Annotated in this window: 20 protein-coding genes; 13 read left to right on the top strand and 7 right to left on the bottom strand. The window is 56.8% G+C overall.

Annotation, left to right across the window (positions count from 1 at the left end; genetic code table 11):
* The first annotated feature begins 10 nt into the window (after positions 1–10).
* The 9 genes from HFN16_RS07775 to HFN16_RS07735 all read left to right on the top strand — a co-directional run bounded on the left by HFN16_RS07775 (position 11) and on the right by HFN16_RS07735 (position 7,937).
* The gene (locus HFN16_RS07775; RefSeq protein ID WP_168890217.1) at positions 11–1,321 is read left to right on the top strand and encodes a mechanosensitive ion channel domain-containing protein; all 1,311 of its coding nucleotides are present in this window, start codon (positions 11–13) and stop codon (positions 1,319–1,321) included.
* On the top strand, positions 1,314–2,153 hold the full coding sequence (locus HFN16_RS07770) for a GNAT family N-acetyltransferase (protein WP_168890216.1): 840 nt from the start codon (positions 1,314–1,316) through the stop codon (positions 2,151–2,153). Before HFN16_RS07775 ends, HFN16_RS07770 begins: the two co-directional genes overlap by 8 nt.
* Before the next feature lie 3 nt (positions 2,154–2,156).
* Positions 2,157–2,558, top strand: coding sequence for a rhodanese-like domain-containing protein (locus HFN16_RS07765; RefSeq protein WP_168890215.1), 402 nt, complete (start codon positions 2,157–2,159; stop codon positions 2,556–2,558).
* 1 nt (position 2,559) lies between these two features.
* The gene (fosX, locus tag HFN16_RS07760) at positions 2,560–2,973 is read left to right on the top strand and encodes a FosX/FosE/FosI family fosfomycin resistance hydrolase (RefSeq protein ID WP_168890214.1); all 414 of its coding nucleotides are present in this window, start codon (positions 2,560–2,562) and stop codon (positions 2,971–2,973) included.
* 51 nt (positions 2,974–3,024) lie between these two features.
* Positions 3,025–4,215: a homoserine O-acetyltransferase gene (locus HFN16_RS07755; RefSeq protein ID WP_168890213.1), complete on the top strand. Its 1,191-nt coding sequence runs from the start codon at positions 3,025–3,027 to the stop codon at positions 4,213–4,215.
* Positions 4,205–4,807, top strand: a complete 603-nt coding sequence (metW, locus tag HFN16_RS07750) for a methionine biosynthesis protein MetW (protein WP_168890212.1) — start codon at positions 4,205–4,207, stop codon at positions 4,805–4,807. Before HFN16_RS07755 ends, metW begins: the two co-directional genes overlap by 11 nt.
* Positions 4,808–5,682: 875 nt before the next feature.
* Positions 5,683–6,678 (top strand): glycosyltransferase family 4 protein, encoded by a 996-nt coding sequence (locus HFN16_RS07745; protein WP_168890211.1) that lies wholly within the window; start codon positions 5,683–5,685, stop codon positions 6,676–6,678.
* Positions 6,679–6,687: 9 nt separating this feature from the next.
* Positions 6,688–7,506 carry a TatD family hydrolase gene (locus HFN16_RS07740; protein WP_168890210.1) on the top strand — a complete coding sequence of 273 codons (819 nt, stop codon included), beginning with the start codon at positions 6,688–6,690 and terminating at the stop codon, positions 7,504–7,506.
* Between the two features lie 17 nt (positions 7,507–7,523).
* Positions 7,524–7,937, top strand: coding sequence for a PaaI family thioesterase (locus tag HFN16_RS07735; RefSeq protein ID WP_168890209.1), 414 nt, complete (start codon positions 7,524–7,526; stop codon positions 7,935–7,937).
* Between the two features lie 112 nt (positions 7,938–8,049).
* Here HFN16_RS07735 and HFN16_RS07730 read toward each other — a convergent pair whose 3' ends face one another.
* From HFN16_RS07730 to eno, 5 genes are all read right to left on the bottom strand, one after another.
* Positions 8,050–8,457: a bacteriohemerythrin gene (locus HFN16_RS07730; protein WP_168890208.1), complete on the bottom strand. Its 408-nt coding sequence runs from the start codon at positions 8,455–8,457 to the stop codon at positions 8,050–8,052.
* 20 nt (positions 8,458–8,477) lie between these two features.
* Positions 8,478–10,394 (bottom strand): adenylate/guanylate cyclase domain-containing protein, encoded by a 1,917-nt coding sequence (locus tag HFN16_RS07725; RefSeq protein WP_168890207.1) that lies wholly within the window; start codon positions 10,392–10,394, stop codon positions 8,478–8,480.
* 285 nt (positions 10,395–10,679) lie between these two features.
* A complete protein-coding gene (locus tag HFN16_RS18890) occupies positions 10,680–12,752 on the bottom strand; it encodes a methyl-accepting chemotaxis protein (protein ID WP_247648475.1) in 2,073 nt (690 codons plus the stop codon).
* Positions 12,753–12,894: 142 nt separating this feature from the next.
* Positions 12,895–13,752: a bifunctional methylenetetrahydrofolate dehydrogenase/methenyltetrahydrofolate cyclohydrolase FolD gene (gene folD, locus HFN16_RS07715; protein WP_168890206.1), complete on the bottom strand. Its 858-nt coding sequence runs from the start codon at positions 13,750–13,752 to the stop codon at positions 12,895–12,897.
* Positions 13,753–14,160: 408 nt separating this feature from the next.
* Entirely contained in the window at positions 14,161–15,450 is a 1,290-nt protein-coding gene (gene eno, locus HFN16_RS07710) for a phosphopyruvate hydratase (protein ID WP_168890205.1), read from the bottom strand.
* A gap of 356 nt (positions 15,451–15,806) precedes the next feature.
* On the opposite strand from eno, the gene HFN16_RS07705 reads away from it, so the two are divergent.
* A complete protein-coding gene (locus HFN16_RS07705) occupies positions 15,807–17,807 on the top strand; it encodes a methyl-accepting chemotaxis protein (protein WP_168890204.1) in 2,001 nt (666 codons plus the stop codon).
* Between the two features lie 90 nt (positions 17,808–17,897).
* On the opposite strand, the gene HFN16_RS07700 is transcribed toward HFN16_RS07705, so the two are convergent.
* Together HFN16_RS07700 and HFN16_RS07695 are read right to left on the bottom strand one after the other, a co-directional pair.
* Positions 17,898–18,668, bottom strand: a complete 771-nt coding sequence (locus HFN16_RS07700; protein WP_168890203.1) for a type III pantothenate kinase — start codon at positions 18,666–18,668, stop codon at positions 17,898–17,900.
* Positions 18,669–18,791: 123 nt separating this feature from the next.
* Entirely contained in the window at positions 18,792–20,933 is a 2,142-nt protein-coding gene (locus tag HFN16_RS07695; protein WP_168890202.1) for a Cache 3/Cache 2 fusion domain-containing protein, read from the bottom strand.
* A gap of 204 nt (positions 20,934–21,137) precedes the next feature.
* Between HFN16_RS07695 and HFN16_RS07690 the strand changes: the two genes are divergently transcribed.
* The 3 genes from HFN16_RS07690 (at position 21,138) to HFN16_RS07680 (ending at position 25,113) form a co-directional block, all read left to right on the top strand.
* Positions 21,138–22,181 carry a hypothetical protein gene (locus HFN16_RS07690; protein ID WP_168890201.1) on the top strand — a complete coding sequence of 348 codons (1,044 nt, stop codon included), beginning with the start codon at positions 21,138–21,140 and terminating at the stop codon, positions 22,179–22,181.
* Between the two features lie 3 nt (positions 22,182–22,184).
* Positions 22,185–24,701, top strand: coding sequence for a cytochrome ubiquinol oxidase subunit I (locus HFN16_RS07685; RefSeq protein WP_168890200.1), 2,517 nt, complete (start codon positions 22,185–22,187; stop codon positions 24,699–24,701).
* A 154-nt stretch (positions 24,702–24,855) separates the two neighbouring features.
* Entirely contained in the window at positions 24,856–25,113 is a 258-nt protein-coding gene (locus HFN16_RS07680; protein ID WP_168890199.1) for a hypothetical protein, read from the top strand.
* The last annotated feature ends 373 nt before the right edge of the window (positions 25,114–25,486 follow it).

Genomic DNA, 25,486 nt, shown 5'->3' with positions numbered 1-25,486 from the left:
AGAGGCCCCAATGCAGATAGATTTCGATAAAGTGATCAGCTACCTGAGCGACTGGCTCAACACCAACGTCCTGACGGTGAACACCGCCATCCAATGGGCGTGCGTCTTCGGCGCCTACCTGTTCGGCTTGCTGCTGTGGCGCGGCTTCGAAGGCCGCCTCTTCCGCAAAGTGGATGAATCCGTCCGGGGCGAACTGGCCAAGTCTATCCTCAAGGCGCTCATCGACATCGGCAACATCGCGGGCTTCATCGTCCTGATGCAGATCGCCGGAGCCGTATTCCGCGCTCTGGACATGACCCCGCGCCTGCTTGACGCGGCCAGTGATCTGGCCGTGGCATGGATCATCATTCGTCTGCTGACCAGCATCATGCCCAACAGGTCGCTGGCCCGCAGCGTATCGCTGACGGTCTGGGCCGTGGCAGCGCTCCACGTCTTCGGCCTGCTCGCTCCCATCACGGATTTCCTGGAGAGCCTGAAGTTCTCTACTGGTGACATCTCCATCACGGCCCTTGGCGTCATCAAGGGCGTGGCTCTGGCCGGCGTCTGTTTGCAGATCGCCTCACTGGCCTCCCAGTTTGCCACCCAGCGCATCTATGCGACCAATGACCTCTCGCCGTCCATCAAGGTGCTGCTCGAAAAGGTCGTCAAGGTCTCCCTGTTCACCGTGGCGATCCTCTTCGCCCTGTCCAGCGTGGGCATCGACCTGACCAGTCTCGCCATCTTCTCCAGCGCACTCGGCGTTGGTATCGGTTTCGGTCTCAAGACAATCATTTCCAACTACATCGCGGGCGTGCTTCTGCTGCTGGACAACTCCATCAAGCCCGGCGACACCATCGAGGTGGGCAACGTCTTCGGCGTGGTCCGCAACCTCCACGGCCGGTACACCTCGGTCCTGACACGCAGCGGCAAGGAGCACCTCATCCCCAACGAGCTGCTCATGACCGACGAGGTGGTCAACTGGACCTTTACAGACACCAACGTGCGCCTCAAAATTCCGGTGGGCATCAGCTACGACTCGGACGTGGAGAAGGCCCTCGACCTCCTCGTGGAAGCGACCAAGGGAGTCAAGCGCGTCCTCACCAACCCTGCCCCGGCCCCCCGGCTAGTGGATTTCGCAGACAACTCCGTGAACCTCCAACTGCGCATTTGGATTGCCGACGCCGAAAAGGGCGTGACCAATGTCCGCAGCGAGGTCATGCTCAATATCTGGCGGCTTTACCATGAGCACGGCATCGAGTTCCCGTTCCCGCAACGCGACGTGCTGCTCAAGCCCGAATCCACCCTGTCCGTGAAGCTCGAAAAGGGAGAGAGTGATGACTAACGCACCTGTGATCCGCACCATGACCCGCGACGATGTGGACTTCGCCATCCGTCTGGCGGCCAAGGAAGGCTGGAACCCCGGCCTGTCCGACGCCGAATGTTTCTATGCTGCCGACCCCGAAGGGTTCTTCATCGCCGAACAGAACGGTGAGCCCGTGGCCACCATCTCAGCCGTCCGTTACGGCGACGGTTATGGTTTCGTCGGCCTCTATATCGTGATCCCGGCCGAGCGCGGAAAAGGCTACGGCATGGCCCTGTGGGACCACGCCATGACGCATCTGGAAGGACGCAACGTGGGCCTCGACGCCGTGACCGAGCAGGAGCAGACCTACAAGAAATCCGGTTTCTCCACCTCCTACCGCAGCACCCGCTTTCAGGGTATCGGCGGCGGTAGCAAGCCCGAAGAGGTCGTACCGCTCAGCAAGGTGGATTTTACCCAGATAGCTTCATACGACCGCCAGTGTTTTCCCGAAGGACGCGAGAGCTTCCTGCGCTCATGGCTGGAGGCCGTGGGCGTCCGCGGTTTTGCTGTCATGGATGGAGACAACCTGTCAGGCTTCGGCGTCATCCGTCCCTGTGCATCGGGCTACAAGATCGGCCCGCTCTTTGCCGACAATGGCGACGTGGCCGAGACCATCTATCAGGCATTGATGGCAGCTGTCCCCGGCGAGAAGGTCTTCCTCGATGTCATTGAACCCAACGGCGCAGCCGTGAAGCTGGCCAAAAGCCACGACCTTGAAGAGGTCTTTGTCACGGTGCGCATGTACACCGAGGACGAACCAGCCACTGCACTGGACAAGATATTCGGAGTCACCTCTTTCGAACTGGGGTAGCCCATGCGTACGCTTTCCGCCCTCATTCTGGTCATCGCCCTGCTCATCCTGTGGGACGTGGCCTGGTGGCTCGGCTTCGGCGTTTCCCCCCTCTCTCCGTGGACACTCAAGCAGATGGTCAATCAGGACAACGCGCCTGTGATCATCGATGTCCGCACACCGGCCGAATTCGAGGCCTTTCACATCCCCCACGCCATCAACGTGCCTTTCCCGGCCACGCTGGCCGAGTTGGCCGCGGCATCGCCTGACCCCACCAATCCCATCGTGGTGGTCTGCATGACGGGCCACCGCTCGCCGCCCGTGGTGCGCCAGTTGCGCAAGGGCGGCTACACCGATGTCATGAACGCCACCTGGGGCATGCTCGCGTGGAAGCTCTTCGGCGGCGAAGTCGAGGCAGGCAAGTGACATGGTTGAAGGACTGAGCCACATCACCTTTATCGTGCAGGACCTTGAACGGACCGCAGACTTTCTCAAGGCGATCTTTGACGCCGTGGAAGTCTACGACAGCGCCGACAAGCCCCACTCATTGTCCCGCGAACGGTTCTTTCTGATCGGCAACGTCTGGATCGCCACCATGGAGGGCGAACCGCTGTCTGAACAGACCTACAACCACGTTGCCTTCAGGATCCCCGACGACAAATTCGAGGAATACCAACAGCGTATCCGTGATCTCGGGCCGGAGGTTCGCGTCAGTCGGCCCCGCATTGAGGGCGAAGGCCGCTCCCTGTATTTCCACGATTACGACAACCATTTGTTCGAACTGCATACCGGCACCCTGAGCCAGCGGCTGATGGCGTACCGGGATGCCGACATGGGGTAATACCCCAAACCATTGACCGCGGCTCGCTGCGGACCTATCTTCTACGACATCATGAGCGAATACATCGACAACCTGGACACCGGCTCTTCCGTGGGCGTGGTGAAGCGGCAAACATTCACGTTTGGCAAGGACGGCGATCCCATCACGTTGGAGAGCGGACGGACGCTGGCTCCGGTCTCGCTGGCCTATGAGACCTGCGGCACCCTGAACGAGGACAAGTCCAACGCCATCCTCGTCTGCCATGCGCTGACGGGCGACTCCCACGTGGCAGGCATCTATCAGGAAGACGACCCCAAGCCGGGGTGGTGGGACATCATGGTGGGACCGGGCAAACCCATCGACACCAACAAATATTTCGTGATCTGCTCCAACGTGATTGGCGGCTGCATGGGGTCCACCGGCCCCCTGTCGCGCAATCCCGAGACGGATCACCCCTACGCCGCCACCTTCCCGGTGGTGACCATCGGCGACATGGTTCGCTGTCAGCGACGCCTCGTCGATCATCTGGGCATCGACAAGCTGCTGGCCGTCATCGGCGGCTCCGTGGGCGGCATGCAGGTGCTGGAGTGGTCAGTTCGCTACCCGGAGCGCGTCTGCGCGGCCATACCACTGGCCACGACGACCAAGCACTCGGCGCAGGCCATCGCCTTCAACGAGGTGGCGCGTCAGGCCATCATGGCCGACCCCAAGTGGAACGCCGGGGACTATTACGAATCCGGCCGCCCAGAGCACGGATTGGCCGTTGCCCGCATGGTGGGCCACATCACCTATCTTTCTGACGAATCCATGCGTCATAAGTTCGACCGCCGGTTACAGGATCGTGTCGAGCTCTCCTTTGACTTCGAGGCCGACTTTCAGGTGGAGAGCTACCTGCGCTATCAGGGCAACAAGTTCGTTGATCGCTTCGACGCCAACTCGTTCCTCTATCTGACCAAGGCTGCCGACTATTTCAATCTGGAGAACCAGCACGGCGATGGTTCGCTGGTGCAGGCCTTTTCCCGCGCAAAATGTCGCTATCTGGTCGTCTCCTTCACCTCGGACTGGCTCTACCCGACCTATCAGTCCAGAGACATGGTCAAGGCCATGAAGAAGAACGGGCTGGATGTCAGCTTCTGCGAGATCGAGGCCCCATGGGGGCACGATGCATTCCTGCTGCCCAACGAGCGGCTCGACGCCCTCATGGGCGGGTTCCTCGACCGCGTCCGAACCGAATGCCTGACCGGAGGTAGCCATGCGATTTGATCTGCAAGTCATCGCCTCATGGATCAAGCCCGAATCCAAAGTACTCGACCTCGGTTGCCGCACCGGCTCCCTGCTCGACCACTTGCGCAAGACCAAAAATACCAAGGGCACCGGCGTAGAGATCGACGAGGATGCCGCTGGGCAGGCCATTGCCAAGGGCCTCTCCGTCATCCACGGCGACATCTACGAAGAGTTGGAAGACTACCCGGACAACGTGTTCGACTACATCATCCTGTCCCAGACCCTGCAGCAGATCTACGAGCCGGAAAAGCTCATCCGAGAGATGTTGCGCGTGGGCAAGCGATGCATCGTGTCGTTCCCCAACTTCACCCACATCAAGAACCGCTTCCAGATGTTCTTCACTGGCCGTGCGCCCATGTCCAAGGAGCTGCCTTACGAGTGGTACAATACGCCCAACATTCGTGTGATTCCCATCACCGATTTTCACCGCTTCTGTGGTCAGCTCGGTGTCCCCATCGTGAAGGAGGTGGCTATTTCCACGCATCATCACGATACCAAGGGGCATGTGATCAAGGTGTTGCCGAATTTGTTTGCGACGTTTGGTATATTCATGGTTGGGGAGAGGGATTAAGGTTCCTTTTTTGGAAGAAGATAAGAGATAAGGAAGGCCGCCCTTTTTGGGGCGGCCTTTTATTGGTGGGATACGCGCTTTTCAAGCGCGAAAGCCGTCGCTTTTGCTCCTCCATGTCCTACGCGGACGGCGGTTCTTTCTTGGCTGAGCCGCCCCAAGAAAGAACCAAAGAAACGCGGCTTTTGTAGCTTGGCCGCTGCCCCTTCGGGCTAGAATCTGATCCAGATAGTCAGCCTTAGTGCGCACTGCGCGACTTGTCGCTGCCCTTAGGTGCACGAATTCAGCGGCTAACGATCTGGTCAGTTTCTACGCACGATGGGCCTTAATGCTGATTCCGGTCTTCGTTTGTAAGAAAAAAGAATGCAGGAGGCGATCGACAACTTCGTTCTCACAGACGAAGCCCTGCACCAGCCCTTGTTTGCAAGACTTAGAAGCTGACCAAGCGTCAGGCAGCGTCTCGTTCGATTTTGCACTGGAGCGCAGCGGAAGTAGGCAAAAGCGAAAGCTGCCAGCTTGGATCAGATTCTTAGTCGGCAAACACGAGGCGGCCATCCCACGCAAGCGCGCTTTTTGCTTCATTTTTGTCGCGCCAGACAAAAAGAAGTCGGCCTTCAGGGCCGAAAACTTCTTTCATAAAGAAGCGGCTGATAAGCCGCCTCCTCTCCTGATTTCTGCTTTTCTCCCCCCACAACACACGAACTTGCAACCCTATCGTCACCCTCTCGGCATGATGTACCGCGTTGGCGAACGTAGTCTTTCAAGGAAGAACAACACTCCTTCCCGTAGCCAGCGGGGCGGGCTTCCCCAACTCCGGTCCGCCCCGCTCCCACCGAGTATACTTGCCAAATTTGGGTGAGTATGCTTCCCTACACACCATGAAAACATACATTTTCCTGCCACCGGTCAAAAAGCCCACTGGCGGAGTCACGGTGCTTCGACAGATCGCAGACATCCTCCATCAGGATGGGCGTGAAGTTTTCCTTGTGGCTCGCGACCAGTCAGGCTGGCGTCCCGAAGGGCTGGCCGATGCTGCGCCAGTCATCGAATGGGCCGACATGCGCCTTGAGCGACAGGATATGTGGCTGGTGCCCGAAGGCTGGGTCAATGCGCTGGCTCCGGGGCTAGAAGCCAAATGCACCTGCATCAGCTACGTGCAGAACTGGGCCTACCTGTTTTCATCCCTACCCGAAGGCGCGGACTGGCACACCCTGCCCGTGGAATTTCTGGCCGTGTCCGAGCCCGTCTCCTACTTCATCAAGGAGACTACCTGCAAAGACGCGCCCGTGCTGCGCCCCGGCATTGACCGCTCCATTTTCCACGCTCCGGACAAGAAGCCGGAAAACAAGATCACCATCGCGTACATGCCGCGCAAGAATAAAGCGCTGGTCCAGCAGATCAAATCGATCTTCGAACACCAGTGCGGCGGTTCGGACAACACCAATATACGATGGCGTCCCATTGAAGGGCTGGATACTCACGGCGTGGCCGAGGCGCTGCGTTCGTCCCATATTTTTCTCGCAACGGGCTTTCCCGAAGGGTGCCCGCTGCCACCGCTGGAGGCCATGGCCTGCGGCTGCCTGCCCGTTGGCTTCACCGGTTTCGGTGGGTGGGATTACATGCGCCAGACGCAGCCGGAGCCACGCTTCAAGCCTTGGTGGCCCCTGCAAGAGGTTGACTGGATGGGCAACGGCCTGTGGTGTGCCGACGGCGACGTGCTGGACGCCGCCATGTGTTTGCAGGACGCCGTGACCATGATCCGCGAGAAGGATCTCTACCTTGACGTGGCTCTTGAGGCGGGGCAAGAAACCGCCAACGCCTATTCCACGGAAGAGCAGAGGAAATCGGTCCTCGCCCTGTGGGAAGCATTGTGAGCCTGAATCATGTCCAAGAAAAAGCCGCGTCCTGAACCCGAGACTCTGGAATTGCCCCTCGGCGGAGTGGACTCCCACGCCCACATCGATCTCGATGATTTCGACGAAGATCGCGAGGAACTTCTCGCCCGCGCCAAGGCTTCGGGTATTTCCCATATCATCAACGTATTTCTCGGCCCGGACGCCTTTGATGAGCGGCACGGCCTGTTCGACGATCACCCGGAAGTTTCCTTCCTGCTCGGCGTGCATCCCAACAATGCCGACACCCTGACAGAAGATGCCCTTACCCGCATGCGCGAGCTGTTCAAGACCAACCCGCGCCTCAAGGGTGTGGGAGAGATCGGCCTCGACTACTACTGGGATCGTGTGCCGCACGACGTGCAGAAGGACGCCTTCCTCAAGCAGCTTGATCTGGCCCGCGAACTGGAGTTGCCCGTCATCATCCACTCCCGCGACGCCAACGAAGACTGCGTGGCCATTCTCGAGTCCGAAGGGTTCCGTGACTATCCGGTGCTCTGGCACTGCTTTGGCTCCGGCCTTGAGCTGGCCCAGCCCGTCATCGACAACGGCTGGTATATTTCCATCCCCGGTCCCATCACCTTCAAGAAGACCGATGACATGCAGGCCGCCGTGGCCCGCATTCCCTTTGATCGCCTCCTCATCGAGACCGACTGCCCCTACCTTGCGCCCGAACCGTGGCGCGGCAAGCGCAACCACCCTGCCCTTGTGGCCTTCACGGCCAAACGCATCGCCGAGATCAAGGGACGCTCCAAGGAAGACCTCTGGCAGATCACTGGCGACAACGCCCGTAGATTCTTCAACCTGTAAACTACCGACACACGACCATGCCAATAGATCAATTCATCGAAACGGGATTCCCCTTCCACAAGTTTCTCGGCGTCAGAGTCGATGCGATCGAAGAGAACTCGGTTCGGTTGTACATCCCCTTCAAGGAAGATCTGATTGGTCACGCTGACAGCTCCATGATTCATGGCGGCGTCATCTCTTCGCTGGCTGACATTTGCGGCGGATTCGCCGTGTGGACGCGCTGTGAGCGGGATGATTTCGTGGCAACCATCACCCTTGGCGTGGACTACTTGAGACCGGCTCCGGCCGAGGCTCTCTATGCCGAAGCAACGGTCCGGCTGCTGGGCAACAAGGTCGGCAACGCCCACGTCGTCATGTGGTCTGCAAGTGATCCCACTACGCACGTTGCCGAAGGTCGTGGCGTCTACAACATCAGGCGTCGCAAGAAGTAGCGCTGACGTTCTCCACAAAGCATACAAAAGGCCGGGCTCCGCAAGAAGTCCGGCCTTATCGTTCATTTTGGCCTGATGGGTTCACCTGTCTCAGGCAAGGCCAGCTGACAGATCAGTCGATCTTTTTTCCCTTAAAAAACATCGCCATTTCCTGATCCAATCCTGTGGTATGAGTCACGAGCCAATCATTCAAAAAATCAAGAAGATCAAAGGAAATAGTCACACTGCCTTCCCGAAATTCCTCTTGCAGTTCAACCGCTTGCCTCGTCAGATCATCATGAACCTCTTTATGATCTTCGTAACCGGGATATCCGTATTCCAAAAAGAGCTTTTCCTCAGTTTCAAAATGGTAAACCGTATAGTCCACCAATTCATCCAAAATTCGGCCCAGAGCAGATTGTTCTTCACCATTGACCGTGGCTTGATGCAGACTGTTAAGCAAATCAAATAATTTTTTGTGCTGATTGTCTACTTCCGTAATCCCAACTCTATTCTTACTACTCCAATCGATAAAAGCCATGGGCGTCCTCCTTGAGGGATTTATACCGTACTGACTCCTGTCCAACCATCTCCTGGCGGAACTCGCATCATGGTGTTGCAGCGCTTTATAAAAATATCAGGAAGAGGATCATCAGAACAAACATCCTTATATTTCCTGAATTCACTCAAAGCAGTTTCGAAATTCCCCTCGCGGTAATGACGCATGGCGGCGTCAAACAATTTTTGATTTTCGATCTTGCACCTGAGCTTGTCAGGGGAATCAGCGTCAAACACCTCATACAGTTTGACCACTTCCTGCTTGCCCTTTACGCGAACTCTGTCGATGAGGCGTATGTGAAACGTGTTGGTCTCTGACAACAAATCACGAACGCCTCCTGACACAATAATATTTACGCCATAGAGCTTGGTGGAAGATTCAATGCGAGCTGCCAAGTTTACCGCGTCGCCAATTGCCGTTGTCTGCATTCTCCGATCTGTCCCCACCGTTCCAATAGTGACATCTCCACAATGCAGGCCGAAGCCACTCCCGATACGAATAGGTGAACCATCTGCGCCCTTGTACCGGAACGAGTCCAAGGCTCTTTTTATCTCAATGGCGGACTGGATTGCTCCATCGGCGCCATTCGGGAACAAAGCCATAACGGCATCTCCGATAAAGGCATCAATGAACCCTCCATTCTTTATGATGATAGGATCAAGTACCTGATAATAGGCATTCAGGAATTTCAGCACTTGCCCGGAAGACATACCCTCAGAGATTTTCGTGTATGACCGAATATCTGTAAAAAGAGTCGTCATCGGCCGTTCGACGTTGTCTGAGATATTGATTTCGGTCAGTCCACCCTTATGAAGTAACCCCAAGAACTCTTTTGGGACAAACCGCTGGTTGGATTGGATTTGTCTTAGAACCATCTCTTCCGCCATCGCTCGTTGCGTTCTATGTCGCGCCAAAATCAAGAGCAGAATCATCACGGCCAGAAGAAAGGCACCGCTGTATAATGCAAGTTCCTCAAGCAACGCATCGGAGACTTTCTCAAACTCCATTTTCGGAGTCCAAACGACCAGCTTCCACTGAGGCACATCGTGTGCTCCACGCAAACGGGTTGCTGACTCAATAACGCTGTTAAAATCGATTTTCTTGAAGGTAAACATCCCTTTTTGAGTCAAAATCTGACCTTCATCCGTTGCATTCACCAGATCCCACTCAGCAGGATTGGCCTTATCAAAAGAGGTTGCACCCAATTCAGATTTGACTGCCTGTCCACTCTGAAGAGTTGTTCCAACAAGGCACTGTCCGTTCTCGTCGAGGAGCATCATGGTGCTACCCGTACCACTTGGAATCTCGGACAATCTCTCAAGAAGGTGGGTACTCAGAAGATCAATAACAAACACACCGATGTTGCACCCGTCCCCATCGACCACAGGACTGACTAAATGAAGAAAGGCCTGGTGGCTGTCGATTCCAGCGACCCTCTCCGGGGAGATACGCATAGGTGAAATATAGAGTTCATTTAACTTAAGTTTGATGCCTTCTTTGAAGTACTTCCTGTTTGCTTTTAATCTGAGTTTGTCTTTCGTAACAATGCGGGGTGAGCCATCATGATAGTCGACCCTGAAAATTTCCATTCCGTCCTTATCAAGATAGGAGATAACGCTATAATTTCTTCGATTATAACTGAGATCAGAAAAGGTATCTTCAACCCTCTGGTTTATATCGCCATGATAAATATCCCATGTAACGTGAGACAACGCATATAGGGTCAAATCCCTAAGGACCGGTTGAAGGTTTTGGGAGATATGGTCGTCGCCCTTTTCGACAAGCTGATATCCGATAGATGACAGCAAGGTTTGATGCTTCTCCATTGAGCAAATGAAAATTGTATAGGCCGCTCCCATGGTGAGGAGAAGAATCGGAATAAACACTTTGCTTGAGAACTTGATGATTTTAATAAACATGCATTTCCCCAAATACGTCTACTTGGTAGGAGCTTTGCCGAGCACAAGAGAGAGGCAACCAATCAATTATATTGTACCTGGATAACATAGCCCCGTTTTCATTACCATATATCTTATAAACAAATCACCATATCAAAAGCCCCTCGTAATGAGGGGCTTTTGAGGGCATAGCCATTGTAATCGGCATGAAAAAACCGCTCCCAGTTTTCCCATTATCCATGGAAAACCAGGAGCGGTTACGTTCAGTGTTTATGTATCAAGCTCAACAGCTTTTTATATCCCCGACTAGAAGCGCTCGAAGTCGCCGTCGTCTTCGCCCATGTCCAGCGCCACGCCGCCGGAGGGAGCGGCAGGCTTGGGAGCGGGCTTGGCGGCCGGGATGGCTGCTGCGGGCTTACGGGTCGCCTTGACCGTCGTGCGGGTGTAACCGCCGCCCATGCCGCCATCGTTGCCGAGCTTGAAGAAGGCCACGGTATCTTGCAGCTGGGCTGCCTGACTGGAGAGTTGCTCCGAGGTGGAAGACATCTCTTCGGAGGCAGAGGCGTTCTGCTGCACCACGCTGTCGAGTTGCTGGATGGCGGCGTTGATCTGGGACGCGCCTTCGTTCTGCTCGTTGGACGCCGTGGAGATTTCATCCACGAGGTCAGCGGTGCGCTGAATGTCCGGAACCAACTTGCCAAGCAGTTCGCCTGCACGGTCGGCCACTTCCACGCTGCTGGAAGCGAGCTGACTGATCTCGCCTGCGGCCACGCCGGAGCGTTCGGCCAGCTTGCGGACTTCCGCGGCGACAACTGCGAAGCCCTTGCCGTGCTCACCAGCGCGGGCGGCCTCAATGGCTGCGTTCAGGGCCAGCAAGTTGGTCTGGCGGGCGATTTCCTCGATAATGGAGATCTTGTCTGCGATCTCATTCATGGCCACAACGGCCTCGGCGACGGCGGAACCACCGCTCTCAGCCTGTCCAGCGGCACCGCTGGCCAGCCCCTGCGTCTGGTTGGCGTTGTCAGCGTTCTGACTGATGTTGGAGGCCATCTCTTCCATGGAGGAAGACACCTCTTCCAGTGAAGAAGCCTGCTCCGTGGCACCCTGTGACAGGGTCTGGGAGGACGAGGCGACCTCGTTGGCACCGATAGCCACGCTGTCGGTTACGGTTCTGACCTCGCCGACGACGCGACGCAGGTTCTCGCCCATTTCTGCCAGTGTTGTTGCCAGTACGCCGATCTCATCCTTCTGGTTGATATCAAGGGTGGCGACCAGATTACCGGACGCGATCTCCTGAGCAAAGGCAACGCTCTTGACCATGGGATCGGTGATGGACTTGGCAATGAAGAAGACTATGACAAATATTACCAACAAGGCACCGGCTGTCAGGCCGACACTCATGTAAAGGAACTCGTTGGCCGCAGCCATGATCTTATCCGTGGGGATGGCGATACCGATGGACCATGGAGTATCTGTGCCACGCACCAGAATGGGCGAGAACAGATACATGTACTCCTGGCCGTCCATGGGGGAAACCATGAACTCGGCATACTCGTTACCGGATGCGATGGCCTGAACGATTGCAGGACCATGCTCCTTGTTCAGGTTGTCTATGACGGGCTTATTCAACAGTTCGGAATTGGGGTGAGCGACCAGTACGCCCTTGTTGGACATAATGAACGCATAACCGGTGTCCATGGGCTTGATGTCCTTCACCATGGCCTGGAAGGAGGAGAGGACAAAGTCGATACCCACGATACCGATGAACTTGCCACTGTCCTTAACCGGCACACTGATGGTGGCCATGACCACGTCAGGGCCGAGAACGCCTGTGTACGGCTCGGTCAGGATGGCGTGGCCCTTGTCGCGGGGGCCCTTGTACCATGCGCGGGTCTCGGGATAATTGTGCTTGGCGAGGTTAACGACCTTCCATTGGCCGCCTTCCTTCCACCAGTAGTTACCGTATGCGCCACCCATGTGTTCCCACATGGGATCGCCGGTAGCCTTGTACTCAGCATCCTTTCCGTCGAGAGCATTGGGCTCGAAGCAGGACTGAATACCAAAGAAAGATGGGTTGGATGCGGTTACATCCTTTTGGATTTCATCGACAACACCACGGTCGATCAGTTCCTTTTTGGTCACCATGGCTTCAAAGACCGCTGCGGTGGTCAGTGAAGCATCCAGTGCCGCTTCCATGTTGCCCTTGACCTGATTACCATAGCGATTGGCCATTTCCTGACCAATGGCCCGTGCATCGTCAATGGCGATTTCACGCGACTTGGAAACAACGATGATGGTGTACACCACCAGGATCAATGCAACTGCCAGACAAACACTACCGCCAATTTTGAACTTCAGCGGGATATCCTTAAACGACATAATCCCCTCCGCACGTAGTTTTTTAACCAATAGACGACAAAGATGGCATAGTGAACCTATGATAGATATTATAAATTTCTACTAAAAAAGGCGACATCCGAAGAAACGGATGTCGCCTTACTGAGCGAGTATGTAGCTGGTGCTACGCGCCGACGTGAAGCTTGAAGGCTTCGAGGGTGTTGACCATTAGCTGTGCGATGGTCATGGGGCCAACGCCGCCGGGAACCGGGGTGATGGCGTGGACCTTGTCTTTCAGGGCCTCGAAGTCGCAGTCGCCTGCCAGACCTTCGTCGGTGCGGTTGATGCCGACGTCAACGACAACAGCGCCTTCCTTGACCATGTCTGCGGTCACGAAGTTGGGAACGCCGATGGCGGCAAAGACGAAGTCTGCTTCCAGACACTCAGCCTTGAGGTCCTGAGTGCGGGAGTGGCAGAGGGTGACGGTGGCGTTGGCGCAGGGGCCGGACTGAGAGAGCATCATGGCCAGCGGCTTGCCAACGATGTTGGAGCGGCCGATGACGACAGCCTTTTTGCAGGCCGGGTCAAGGTCGTAGCGCTTGAGCAGGTTGATGACGCCAGCCGGGGTGCAGGGGCGGAAGCCGGGCAGGCCCAGGCTCATCTTGCCCACGTTCACCGGGTGGAAGCCGTCCACGTCCTTGTCAGGATCGATGAGATCCAAAATTTTCTGGCTGTCCAGTCCTTTTGGCAGGGGCAGCTGCACCAGGATGCCGTCCACGTTCACGTCGCGGTTGAGCTCCTGAATCAGACCTTCCAGCTCGTGCTGGCTGGCAGTGGCCAAGCGGTGCGGGATGGACCTGATGCCGCAATCCTCGCATGCGCGTTCCTTGTTGCGGACATAGACCTGACTGGCCGGGTCTTCGCCCACCAGCACAACAGCCAGACCGGGTTTGCGGCCATATTTGTTCTCAAGGCCGTCCACTTCCTCGCGGATCTCGGCCCGGATTTCCTTTGCTGTTTCCTTGCCATCAAGTAAAATCATATCGGTATCTCTCCCTTTTCCTCCGGCTGTCCTTTCTGGATGCATCCGGTGGGTTGATACGGTTGCGATTTGGGGGAAATCGCTCGGTCGTCCCTATCTCTCGTTCAACGCCCAAAACGGCATAGCCCCATGCCTTTTGATCCGTGCGATGATCGCTCCTTAGAGAAAAAGGGCACGCATTGCAAGGTGCAATACGTGCCCAATATCATCGAAACGTTTGCGAAGTCTTTTTTTCCGTTTTTCACGGAATTCCGACTTCAGTTTCACCACCGTGAGGCTTCGTAGAGTGGTGCAGCTGTAAGGCGACGGGCACGAGCCACCCGGAGGCGTAGCCTAGCTACGGTGAGGATTGGCTCGTCGCCCGGCAACGCAGCAGATGTGCCGCTATACGAAGCCGGGCGTATGGTTTTACTCTTCGTCGAAGAAAGAACCGCCCAAAATCGGGCCGTAGTACACGCCATCATCAGCCAGGTCTTCCTCGATGCGGAGAAGCTGGTTGTACTTTTCGAGACGGTCGGAGCGGCACAGGGAACCAGTCTTGATCTGACCAGCGTTCACGGCAACTGCGAGGTCGGCGATGAAGTGATCGCCGGTTTCGCCGGAGCGGTGGGAAACCACGTTGGTGTAACCGGCGGTCTTGGCCAGCTCGATGGTGTCCAGGGTCTCGGTGACGGTACCGATCTGGTTCAGCTTGATCAGGATGGAGTTGCACACGCCACGATCAATGCCGTCGGCCAGAATATCCGGGTTGGTGACGAACAGGTCGTCGCCTACCAGCTGGATGCGGTCGCCCATCTTTTCGGTCTGGAGGGCAAAGCCGTCCCAGTCAGCTTCGGCGAAGCCGTCTTCGATGGAGACCAGCGGGAACTTGTTGGCCAGATCTTCGTAGAAGTCGCACAGTTCGGCGGAAGACAGTTCCTTGCCTTCACCGGCCAGTACGTACTTGCCGTCCTTGTAGAACTCGGAAGCTGCGGCGTCGATGGCGTAGCAGATTTCCTTGCCCGGCTCGTAACCGGCTTCTTCAACAGCACGGGTGATGTACTCGAAGGCCTCGGCGTGAGATTTCAGGTTCGGTGCAAAGCCACCTTCGTCGCCAACGGAGGTCACATGACCGTCCTTGGCAAGGATGGATTTCAGCTTGTGGAAGGTTTCTGCACCCATGCGCAGGGCCTCGGCAAAGGTCTCGGCGCCCACGGGCATGATCATGAATTCCTGGATATCCAGGTTGTTGGGTGCGTGCTCGCCGCCGTTGATGATGTTCATCAGGGGAACGGGCAGAAGCTTTCCGTTGGTACCGCCCAGGTACTGGTACAGGGGCAGACCCAGGAAGCGGGCTGCTGCGCGGGCTGCGGCCATGGATACGCCAAGCATGGCGTTGGCGCCCAGACGCTCTTTGTTCTCGGTGCCGTCCAGGTCGATCAGGGCGTTATCCAGAGTGACCTGACGCACAGCGTCCATGCCGATGATGTTGCCGGCGATCTCGCCGCGCACATTTTCTACTGCGGTCAGAACGCCTTTGCCGCCGTAACGCTCTTCCTTGTCGCGCAGCTCCAGAGCCTCGCGGGAACCGGTGGATGCACCGGAAGGAACGGCTGCCCGCCCAATGATGCCGGATTCGAGGATGACTTCGACTTCAACGGTGGGGTTACCGCGGGAATCCAGGATTTCGCGGGCCCAAACGCCGGAAATGGTGCTCATGACACTCTCCTTAAATTATGTTTGATGAGGAATAGTAACCGCTAGAACGCGAGGATTCTAGACCAATTTCTCGCGATGCTCAATTCTATACACGGAAAAGGCCGCACTTGGTGTTATTATTTATAAATCCCTACCACCGACGATCTTATAATTACCATCAGTTATTCATAATACATGAATAAGCATCGCAAATATGAAGAGTTACAGATTTATATTCAATATTTACAACAATGTAAATACGCACACAGTTATTACTACTATTTCGTAGTGTTATAATCGACCAAAAATCCTTGCCCGCAAATTTCTCCTATCAGATCAATATCGCATCATCGAACTTTTTCTGCCTGGAGGAAGCTATGAAATTATCCACCAAACTGACCAGCGGCTTTGGCAGTGTGCTCGCGCTACTGCTCATCGTTTCCGGTCTGGCCCTATGGGCACTGGGGAACTCGACGGACGGATTCTCCCAGTACCGCGGGCTGGCACGAGACACCAACCTGAGCGGCCGACTGCAGGCCAACATGCTCATGGTCCGCATGAACGTGAAGGACTTCATCATCACGGGCAGCGACCAGGACCTTAAACAGTACGACGACTACTATAAATCCATGCGCGGCTTCATAGAGACCGCGCAAAACGAAATCCAGAAGCCGGAACGCGCCGAGCTTGTTGACAAGGCAGACCAACGCGTCGTCGAGTATGGCAAAAATTTCGACCAAGTGAAACAGTTCAGGGTGGAGCGTGACCAAATCGTCAACGAAATCCTGAACAAGCAAGGTCCCCAGATGGAACAGAATCTCACCAGGATTCTCGACACAGCTCACAGGGACGGCGACATGGAAGCCTCGTTCCGTGCCGGCATTGCCATGCGCAACCTCTTGCTGGGCCGCTTATATGTAGTCAAATTTCTTGATGACAATTCACAAGCGTCCATAGACCGGGTGCACAAGGAGTTTGCCGCTCTGGCCGAGGAGATGAATACTCTGGAGCAAAACCTCCAGAACCCGGAACGACGCCGTCTACTCAACGAGATCATCCAGCTGGAGAAGAGCTATATCAAGGGTTTTGACACCCTTACCGGGATCATCTTCACCCGCAACGATGTCATCACCAACAAGCTCGATGTGCTCGGACCGGAAATCGCCAAAGACGTTGAAGATGTAAAGCTGTCCGTCATGGCAGATCAGGATATTCTCGGCCCGCAGCTCCAGGCAGCCAATGACCGTACGGCCACACTCCTCCTCATACTGGGGACGCTGGCGGTAGTCATAGCAGTCGGCACCGCCTTCCTGATCATTCGCACGACACAGCGACAACTGGGACGGGACCCTGCTGAGATCGCCTCTATCGCTAAAAGTGTGGCAGAGGGAGACCTTGACCTTGAGTTCGACGAACAGACATGCGGCGTATACGGCGACATGCGCGCCATGGCATGCCAGCTCACCACAGTGGTCGGCTCTGTCCGTGAAGGCTCCGGCAATGTGGCAGCAGGCAGCACCCAGCTCTCCGCCTCTGCCCAGACCCTGTCTCAGGGCGCGACCGAACAGGCTGCCTCCATTCAGGAAGTATCCTCATCCATGGAACAGATGGCTTCCAACATCCGGCAAAACACGGCAAACGCCGCCACGACCGAAGAGATCGCAAACAAGTCGGCACAGGAAGCCGATGAAAGCGGCACCGCGGTGGTCGAAGCAGTGGAGGCCATGAAGCTCATCGCCGAAAAGATCTCCATCATCGAAGAGATCGCCCGACAGACCAACCTGCTGGCCCTGAATGCCGCCATCGAAGCCGCCCGTGCGGGCGAGCATGGCAAGGGATTTGCGGTCGTAGCCGCGGAGGTCCGCAAGCTGGCAGAACGAAGCGGGCAGGCTGCGGGCGAAATCAGCGACCTCTCCACAACCACCGTGGATGCGGCGGAAAAGGCTGGTCAGATGCTCGACACGTTGGTCCCGAACATTCGCAAGACAGCCCAACTGGTGCAGGAGATCTCCACAGCCAGCAGCGAGCAAAACGCCGGGGCAACACAGATCAACACGGCCATCACCCAGCTGGATGCCGTCATCCAGCAGAACGCGGCAGCGGCAGAAGAAATGGCCTCAACCAGTGAAGAACTGTCCGGCCAGAGTAAGGAGCTTGAACGGACCATGTCCTTCTTCCGCGTCAACTGCAATGGCAAGGGACTGGAATATGCCGGAGAGGTGACCATGGTCCGCGCCCCCCAACAGGCATTGCCCGAAGCACCACTCACCCACGCATCGGGCAATGGAAACGGAAATGGGAATGGTCAAAAGATATCAACAGCAGGCATGGACCTGATGCTGGAAGAAACTAGCGACGAGAAGTTCGAGCGTTTCTAGCAAACCAATAGACGACAGGCGCGCCAACCCCGCGCTTCTCCTTCCAAAAGCCCGGCCGTAGACCCTCGGCCGGGCTAATTTTATCAGAGGCTACTGGTTAAAGTACGCCATCCACAATCCTTCCATGACCAGTTCAGGGCGCAGTTCGTCAATGCGTTCGCTGACCTGTGCGATGTTTTTGGACAGGCCGCCGGTGGCGACCACGAAGGGATCGTCCATCTGCTGGGAGAGTTTGTCGACGAGGCCATCGATCATGGACGCGAAACCGAAGACAAGACCTTGATTAAGGCACTCTTCTGTAGATGTACCCCATGTAAGGGTGTCGCTCGTGATCTCAAGGTCGACCTCGGGCAGTTTTGCGGTGCCGCTTGCCAGTGCAGAAGTAGACGACAGGACGCCGGGACAGATCAGGCCGCCCTTGAAGGCGTTGCCCATGACACAGGCCAACGTGGTGGCCGTGCCGAAATCGATGACGATAAGGTTGCTCTGGTCATAGGTCAGGCGTGCCGACAGGCAGCCCACCAGAATATCAGCGCCGACTTTTTCCGGCCGGGCGTATTCGTTATCCAGATCAATGGGGAGGTTGCGGCCCGCGAACAGGGCTTCGCAACCGAAGAACCGGTTGGTCATCCGCGCAATGAGCGGATCGAGCGGCGGGACCACGGAGGTCACGGCGCACGCCTCCACATCCGAGGCGGCCACGCCTTCACGCGCCAGAATGGCTTCAATCTTGAGGCCCCAGTCGTCGGCGGTATTGGCCGGACGGGTCGGCAGCGTATAGCTTTCACCAAGCCCCTGATCATCGGCCAGACATATCTTCGTATTGGTGTTGCCCGCATCAAACAGCAGTACTTTACCCATGAGAATCTCCTTTCCCGCAGTTTCTACGCACTTCCCGGCAAATGACAAGTATGGCGACGGGCTCGTTCGCCCCCAAAGAAAAAGGCCGGACTTTCATCCGGCCTTGATTGTTTCGTCTTGCTCCTAGAACCGCTCGAAGCCGGAATCGTCATCTCCCATGTTCAGCGCGACACCGGAGTTCCTTGGCGCAGCGGGTGCACCCTGCGGCAGCGGCTTGGGTGCGGCCTTGCGAACGCTGACCGAAGCGGGGGCTCCCATGGCGGTATCCGTGTGGAAGAAGCTGATGACATCCTGCAACTGGGTGGCATGACCTGCCAGCTCTTCAGAGGAAGCAGCCACATGCTCGGACTCGGCGGAGTTCTGCTGAACAACCTTGTCCAGTTCCAGGATGGCGGTCTTGATCTGCACGGAACCGGTCTGCTGCTCGTCACTGGCAGCAGCGATGTCCTGCACCAGCTCGGCGGTACGGGTGATGTCCGGCACCATCTTTTCGAGCATCTTGCCTGCCTGTTCGGCAATGGCCACGGAGTTGGCAGAGAGTTCGCTGATCTCGGATGCGGCTACGCCGGAGCGTTCGGCCAGCTTGCGGACCTCGGCGGCCACGACCGCGAATCCCTTGCCGTGTTCACCGGCACGAGCGGCTTCGATGGCTGCGTTGAGGGCCAACAGATTAGTCTGTCGGGCGATCTCTTCGATGATGGCGATCTTGTCCGCGATCTGACGCATGGCGTCCACGGTCTGCGTAACGGATTCGCCACCCTGACGCGCATCTTCAGCGGCCTGACGGGCGATCTTCTCAGTCTGATTGGCGTTATCGGTATTCTGTTCGATGTTGGAGGTCATCTCTTCCATGGAAGCAGAAACCTCTTCCACGGACGCGGCCTGATTGGTGGCGCCTTCGGACAGGGCCTGCGAGGTGCCTGCCAGCTCGGCAGAACCGGAGGTAACACTGAGGGCCGACGCCTGAACATTGGCCACGACCTCGCGCAGACGGGCGGACATGCCGTTGAGGGCCTGCCCCATCTCTTCCAGCTCGTCGCGCGGTCCCTTGTGATGCACGGGGAGCTCTTCCACATCAAGTTCACCATCGTTGATGCGGGCCATAACTGTCACAGCGCGACCGATGGAGATGCTCATGCTGCGGGCGAAGTACAGGGACACGGCAACACCGATCAACAACATCAAGATGCCGATGCCGCTGGACCATGTCTGAGCGTAGGACAAGGAATTGTCAGCAATATGCTTACCTTCCATAAACTCGTCCAGATAGCCGGTTCCCATGATCACCCAGTCCCACGGCTTGAAGTAGATAGCCGTGAGGCCAACTTCCTTGCCATCCAACAGGGCCTCGGTAGAAACAGGCTTGCCGCCCGCGCTCTTGGCCTCTTCGATAAGGTTCTTGTAGACCTCATTGCCGTTGTCATCAGTGGCGGAAAGCATGCCGGTGCCTTCCTTGGAGCCGTCCTTGTGCAGCTTGACCACGCCTTCGGTCTTGCCGGAGCCGCCGAACACGGTGAGTGCGCCGGTGGAGCCGAGCACAACGGACTTGAGGCCCTGACGCAGCTGCTCAACGCCTTCCTGCAGGATACCGACGTAGATACAGCCGATGACCTTACCCGTGTCGTCCTTGATGGGACGATACTGGGTCAGGTACCAGGCGTTGACCACGTATGCAGTGCCGCGGAAGGTCTGGCCGGATTTGATGGTCTGTGCCACCGGGCTGGAGGCGGGAATATACGTGCCCACGGCGCGCTGGCCGTTGGTCTTCAAAATATTGGTTGCCACACGAAGCAGGTCACCCTGCGGATTCATGGTCTGAAAGATGGTGCAGGTGGTGCCGGTCATGGCGAGGATATCATCCACCACGGGAGTAGGAGCGTTGGCATCTTTATTCTGCCCCAGCCACTGTTCTCCAGCCATCATTTTGGGCAAAGACACCTGGCTTTGCTGCTTGGTCACCTGATTGACGGCGTCCCATTCCACCATCTCGTCAGAGGCAAGAAGGTTGCCGCTTCGCTCGACGATATCGAGCAGCACGCGCATATCATTTTCCAACTGCTTGGACAGAGTTGCGTGCTGTGTGGCGAGCAGGTTCTTGGCATCGCCCACAGCCAGCTCCATCTCATGCTGGGCTTGTTTCATGAAGTATTCGGTCAGCTTGTCACCAATAACCGTGCTCTGCCAGAAGAACACGGCAAGAATGCCCATCGCTGTAAGGGCGACCAGCGAAACCCCTAACGCTGTCAGCCTGGTTCCTATCTTCATCCAACCCCCCTGGTTACGTGTTTACTCTTGCTGCTGTATTTATTGTTACTTAGTGCGGACAATACTCTTATGAAAATTTTATGGCAATTATTTTATTTAACAACGGTTTAACACTATGCTGTGTCGAAACATCAAGATGTCTTCCGGTATTGTCGATCGAAGCCAAATCACCTATACAAGTATGTTGAAATCCAAGGAGACCATATGAATCCCGCATCGCTCATCCCGTTGGCGGAGCCGCTGCCCATCCCGTGGGCATGGTTTGACATTTTACTGATTGTCACCTTTGCAGCTCACATTCTCTTCATGAACGCCCTGCTCGGCTCGGCGGCCATCGGCCTGTTCCACGCCCTGCGCGGCAAACACGGCATTGCCCACGACGCAGGGCAGAAACTGCCACCCCTGCTCGCTTTGACCATCAACCTCGGCGTGGCCCCGCTGCTCTTCCTGCAGGTGAACTACGGCCACTTCGACTACGTCAGTTCCGTGCTCATGGGAGGATGGTGGCTGGCCGTGATCCCGGCCCTGCTTGTCTCCTACTATGGATTCTACACCTACAAGTTCGGCTTCGACGCCATGAGCGCAGGTAAACGAAACCTGCTCTATCTCATTTCCGTGGCAGGCCTGCTCTATGTGGGCTTCATGTTGACCAACAACACCACGCTCATGCTCATCCCCGAGGCATGGACACAATATTTCGACAATGCGAGCGGTTTCCTCAACTGGGGCGACCCGACCCTGTTCCCGCGCTTCCTCCACTTCATGGTGGGCGCACTCGCCATCGGTGGCCTGTTCATCGCCCTGCTGGGCGAGGTCCGCGAGAATGACGAATATATCGATACCGGCATGAAGTGGTTCACCCACGCCACGCTGCTCAATCTGGTCATCGGCGTCTGGTTCCTCATCTCCCTGCCGCGCGAGATCATGCTCGGTTTCATGGGTAATTCGCTCCCGGCCACCCTCACCCTGATGGCGTCACTGGTCTCCGCCGCCATCATGCTCATGGCCGGATTCAACAAGCGCCCCAAGCAGACCGCCGTCTGGGCTGTCCTGACCGTCTTCTTCATGGCCTGCACCCGCCACTGGGTGCGCACCCTGTTCCTTGAGCCGTGGTACCGCATGGAAACCACGCCGGTGACACACCAGTACGGCTCCTTCTATCTCTTCCTCGGATTCCTGATCGCTGGCAGCATCCTCGTCGCCTACATGTTGAAACTCTACTTCAAATCACGCCAGAGGAGGGCCTAATCCATGGAATATCCTATCTGGCAACTCACCACGCTGGGCGGCGGCTTCTGGATCGCTGTCATCGCCACTTTGCATGTATATGTGGCCCACTTTGCCGTGGGCGGCGGCCTCTTCCTCGTCATGATGGAGAAGGCAGCCTACCGCACCAACAATGTCCATCTGCTTGAATACACCCGGAAGCACTCCAAGTTCTTCCTGCTGCTGACCATGGCCTTTGGCGCTGTCTCCGGTGTGGCTATCTGGTTCACGGTAGCCCTGCTCGCGCCACAAGCGACCATCACGCTCATTCACCAATACGTGTTCGGATGGGCAGCGGAGTGGGTCTGCTTTCTCGGCGAGATCATCGCCCTGATCATCTACTATTACACATGGGACACCATGGACCGGGACGACCACCTCAAGGTCGGCTGGCTCTATTTCATCTTCGGCTGGTTCTCCCTGTTCCTGATCAACGGCATCATCGGCTTCATGCTCACCCCGGGGGACTGGATTCAGACCAAGTCTTTCTGGGACGGCTTCTTCAACCCGACTTTCTGGCCCGCGCTGGTGTTCCGCACCTTCTTCACCGCGGCCTGTGCCGGGCTCTTCGGCTTCGTCACCGCCACCCGCATTGCCGACGAGGACACCCGTCACATGGTAGTGCGCCACTGTTCCGGCTGGACCATTCTCGGCGTGCTCGCCACCATGGCCACCGGCTGGTGGTATGTGGCAGCCCTGCCGCCCGAGCAGTACGAAATGATCATGTTCAAGTCCCACCGCGTTGCCGGGTTCATGACCTGGTTCTGGGTGTTCGGCGTCGCCACCCTGCTGGGCGGTCTGGCGCTGGCCTTCCGCATGCCGCGCGCCATGAGCTTCCCGCTGGCCCTCGTGGTCCTCATTGCGGGACAGGGCTTGTTCGGCTCCTTTGAATTCATCCGTGAGAGCGGCCGCAAGCCCTATCTCATCTGGGATTACGTATACTCCAACTCGATCCTCAAGGCGCATGTCCCCATCCTGAATCAGGAGGGAATCCTCAGCCGCGCCAAATGGGCGCCCCCGGCCATCAAGACGGGCATCACCGATGACAACATGATGGAAGCTGGCGAATTCCTGTACCAGCTCCAATGTGCCTCCTGCCACTCCATTGGCGGCCCCATGAACGAGATTCGCAAGCGTACCAAGCAGTATGACGTGAACGGCATGGACGCCTTCCTCAACGGCATGGGCAAGATGAACAAGTACATGCCGCCCTTTGTCGGCACCAGTGACGAACGCCACGCGCTGGCCGTTTACATTGCCAAGGGGTTGAACAACAATCCGGACACCGACGCGCCCGTCATTCCGGAGCCCAAGGTTGCCGAGCCCAAGGACTTTGATCCTGAAACCGCCGAGTACACACTGCTCGCATGGGCGGATCAGGGTATGCGTTTCTATGCCGAGACAGAACAGTTCACCCTGCTGCCCGCGGGCAATATGGTCCGCGCCCAGCTTATTCTGCGTGACGACATCATGCCCGAAGTGGTGCTGGATGACGTGACCATCGACTACACGGTGGAGGCCGGCTTCGAAGGCGACCAACTCTCCGGTTCCCTGCACGCGCTGCCCGACGACAACCGCTTTGAAGGCCGCCTGCTCATCCGTCCGTTCCAGGAAGGCAAGTTCCAGCCCCTGCCCATCGTCAAGCTGGAAGCCAAGAACGCTGACGGTGAGGTCATCGCCGCCACCAAGGTCACCGTGCCTACCAGCGACCAGCTTGGTTGCCGCAACTGTCACGGCGGCTACTGGGACAAGGACGGCACCGGCATCGGCGAACACACTGCCGAGAACGTGCTGGCCACCCATGACCGCATGAACAACACCAACCACGTGGAGAATTCCAAGAAGGGCCGCATCCTTTGTGTGGATTGCCACGACGACCCGGCCCAGAACGCTGAAGGTCAGCACTCGCGTCCCAACCTGTCCGCCGCCATCCACGGCACCCACGCCGTATTCCTCGCTGGCCGCGACTCGGAAAAATCCTGCCTCATGTGCCACCCGCAGAACACCCTGCGCGGCCAGCACAATGATCTGGGCTTCGAGTGCGCCAACTGCCACGGCTCGGTTCAGGACCACGCCATCTCTCTGCTCCGCGCCGAGCAGGAGAAGGGCAAGAAGAGTGCTGACAAGCTCCTCGCAATCCTCACCCCCACCAGCGTGGGCAACAAGGAAGCCATCAACCCGCGCACCCCGTGGGTCAATGAGCCCGACTGCCTGACCTGTCACGTCGATTTCGGCACCCCGGAAACGGACATGGCGTTCAACACCTGGACCGAAGACGCGAAGGGACTCTACTCCGTTCGCCGCGATGATATGGGAGCGGTTAATTGTGCAGCCTGTCACGGTCATCCGCACGCCATCTACCCGGCGACTGAGCGGGATAATGTACAGCCTCTCCAGTACATGGGAGAAGCACAACCCATCGGCGCTGGTGGCAACTGCAAGGTCTGCCACAAGGAAGAGCGGGAAGACCCGCTGCATCATCCCGGGATGGGGTTGGACTAAACGAAACAAAAAGGGCCGCCTTGATGGGCGGCCCTTTTTGTTTGGGGGAAGAGGAAAGGCAGAAATCAGGTAAGGAGGCGGCTTATCAGCCGCTTTTTTATGAAAGAAGTTTTCGGCCCTGAAGGCCGACTTCTTTTTGTCTGGCGCGACAAAAATGAAGCAAAAAACGCGCTTTCTTGGGGTGGCCGCCTTGCGTTTGCCGACTAAGAATCTGATCCAAGCTGGCAGCTTTCGGTTTTGCGTACTTCAGCTGCGCTTCAGTGCAAAATCGAACGAGACGCTGCCTCCCGCTTGGTCAGCTTCTAAGTCTTACAAACAAGGGCTGGTGCAGGTCTGCGTCTGTGAGAACGAAGTTGTCGATCGCCTCCTGTATTCCTCTTCTCTTACAAACAAAGATCAAATTCAGCATTAAGCCCCATCGTGCATAGAAGCTGACCAGATCGTTAGCCGCTGAATTCGTGCACCTAAGGGCAGCGACAAGTCGCGTAGCGCACCTCAAGGCTGACTATCTGAATCAGATTCTAGCCCGATGGGGCAGCGGCCAAGCTAGAAAAGCCGCGCTTTTTTCGTCCTTTTTTGGGGCGGCTCAGCCAAAAAAGGACCGCCGTCCGCGCAGGACGCCCCCGGCAGGGATCAAATCCATAAAATCGCCGCCCGCTTCGGGCGGCCTTCCTTCCCCCTCTTTCCCACCAAAACCCTCAAGATCACTACTGACAACCTCCCCAAAAATCCGTATCTTCGAATAACGGTGATTTGGCCGTTTCAAACTCAGCCACTCAATAGGT

The organism is Pseudodesulfovibrio sp. zrk46 (genome assembly GCF_012516435.1).
Taxonomy (GTDB): Bacteria; Desulfobacterota; Desulfovibrionia; order Desulfovibrionales; family Desulfovibrionaceae; genus Pseudodesulfovibrio.
This window is presented reverse-complemented; position numbering and strand designations above follow the sequence as displayed.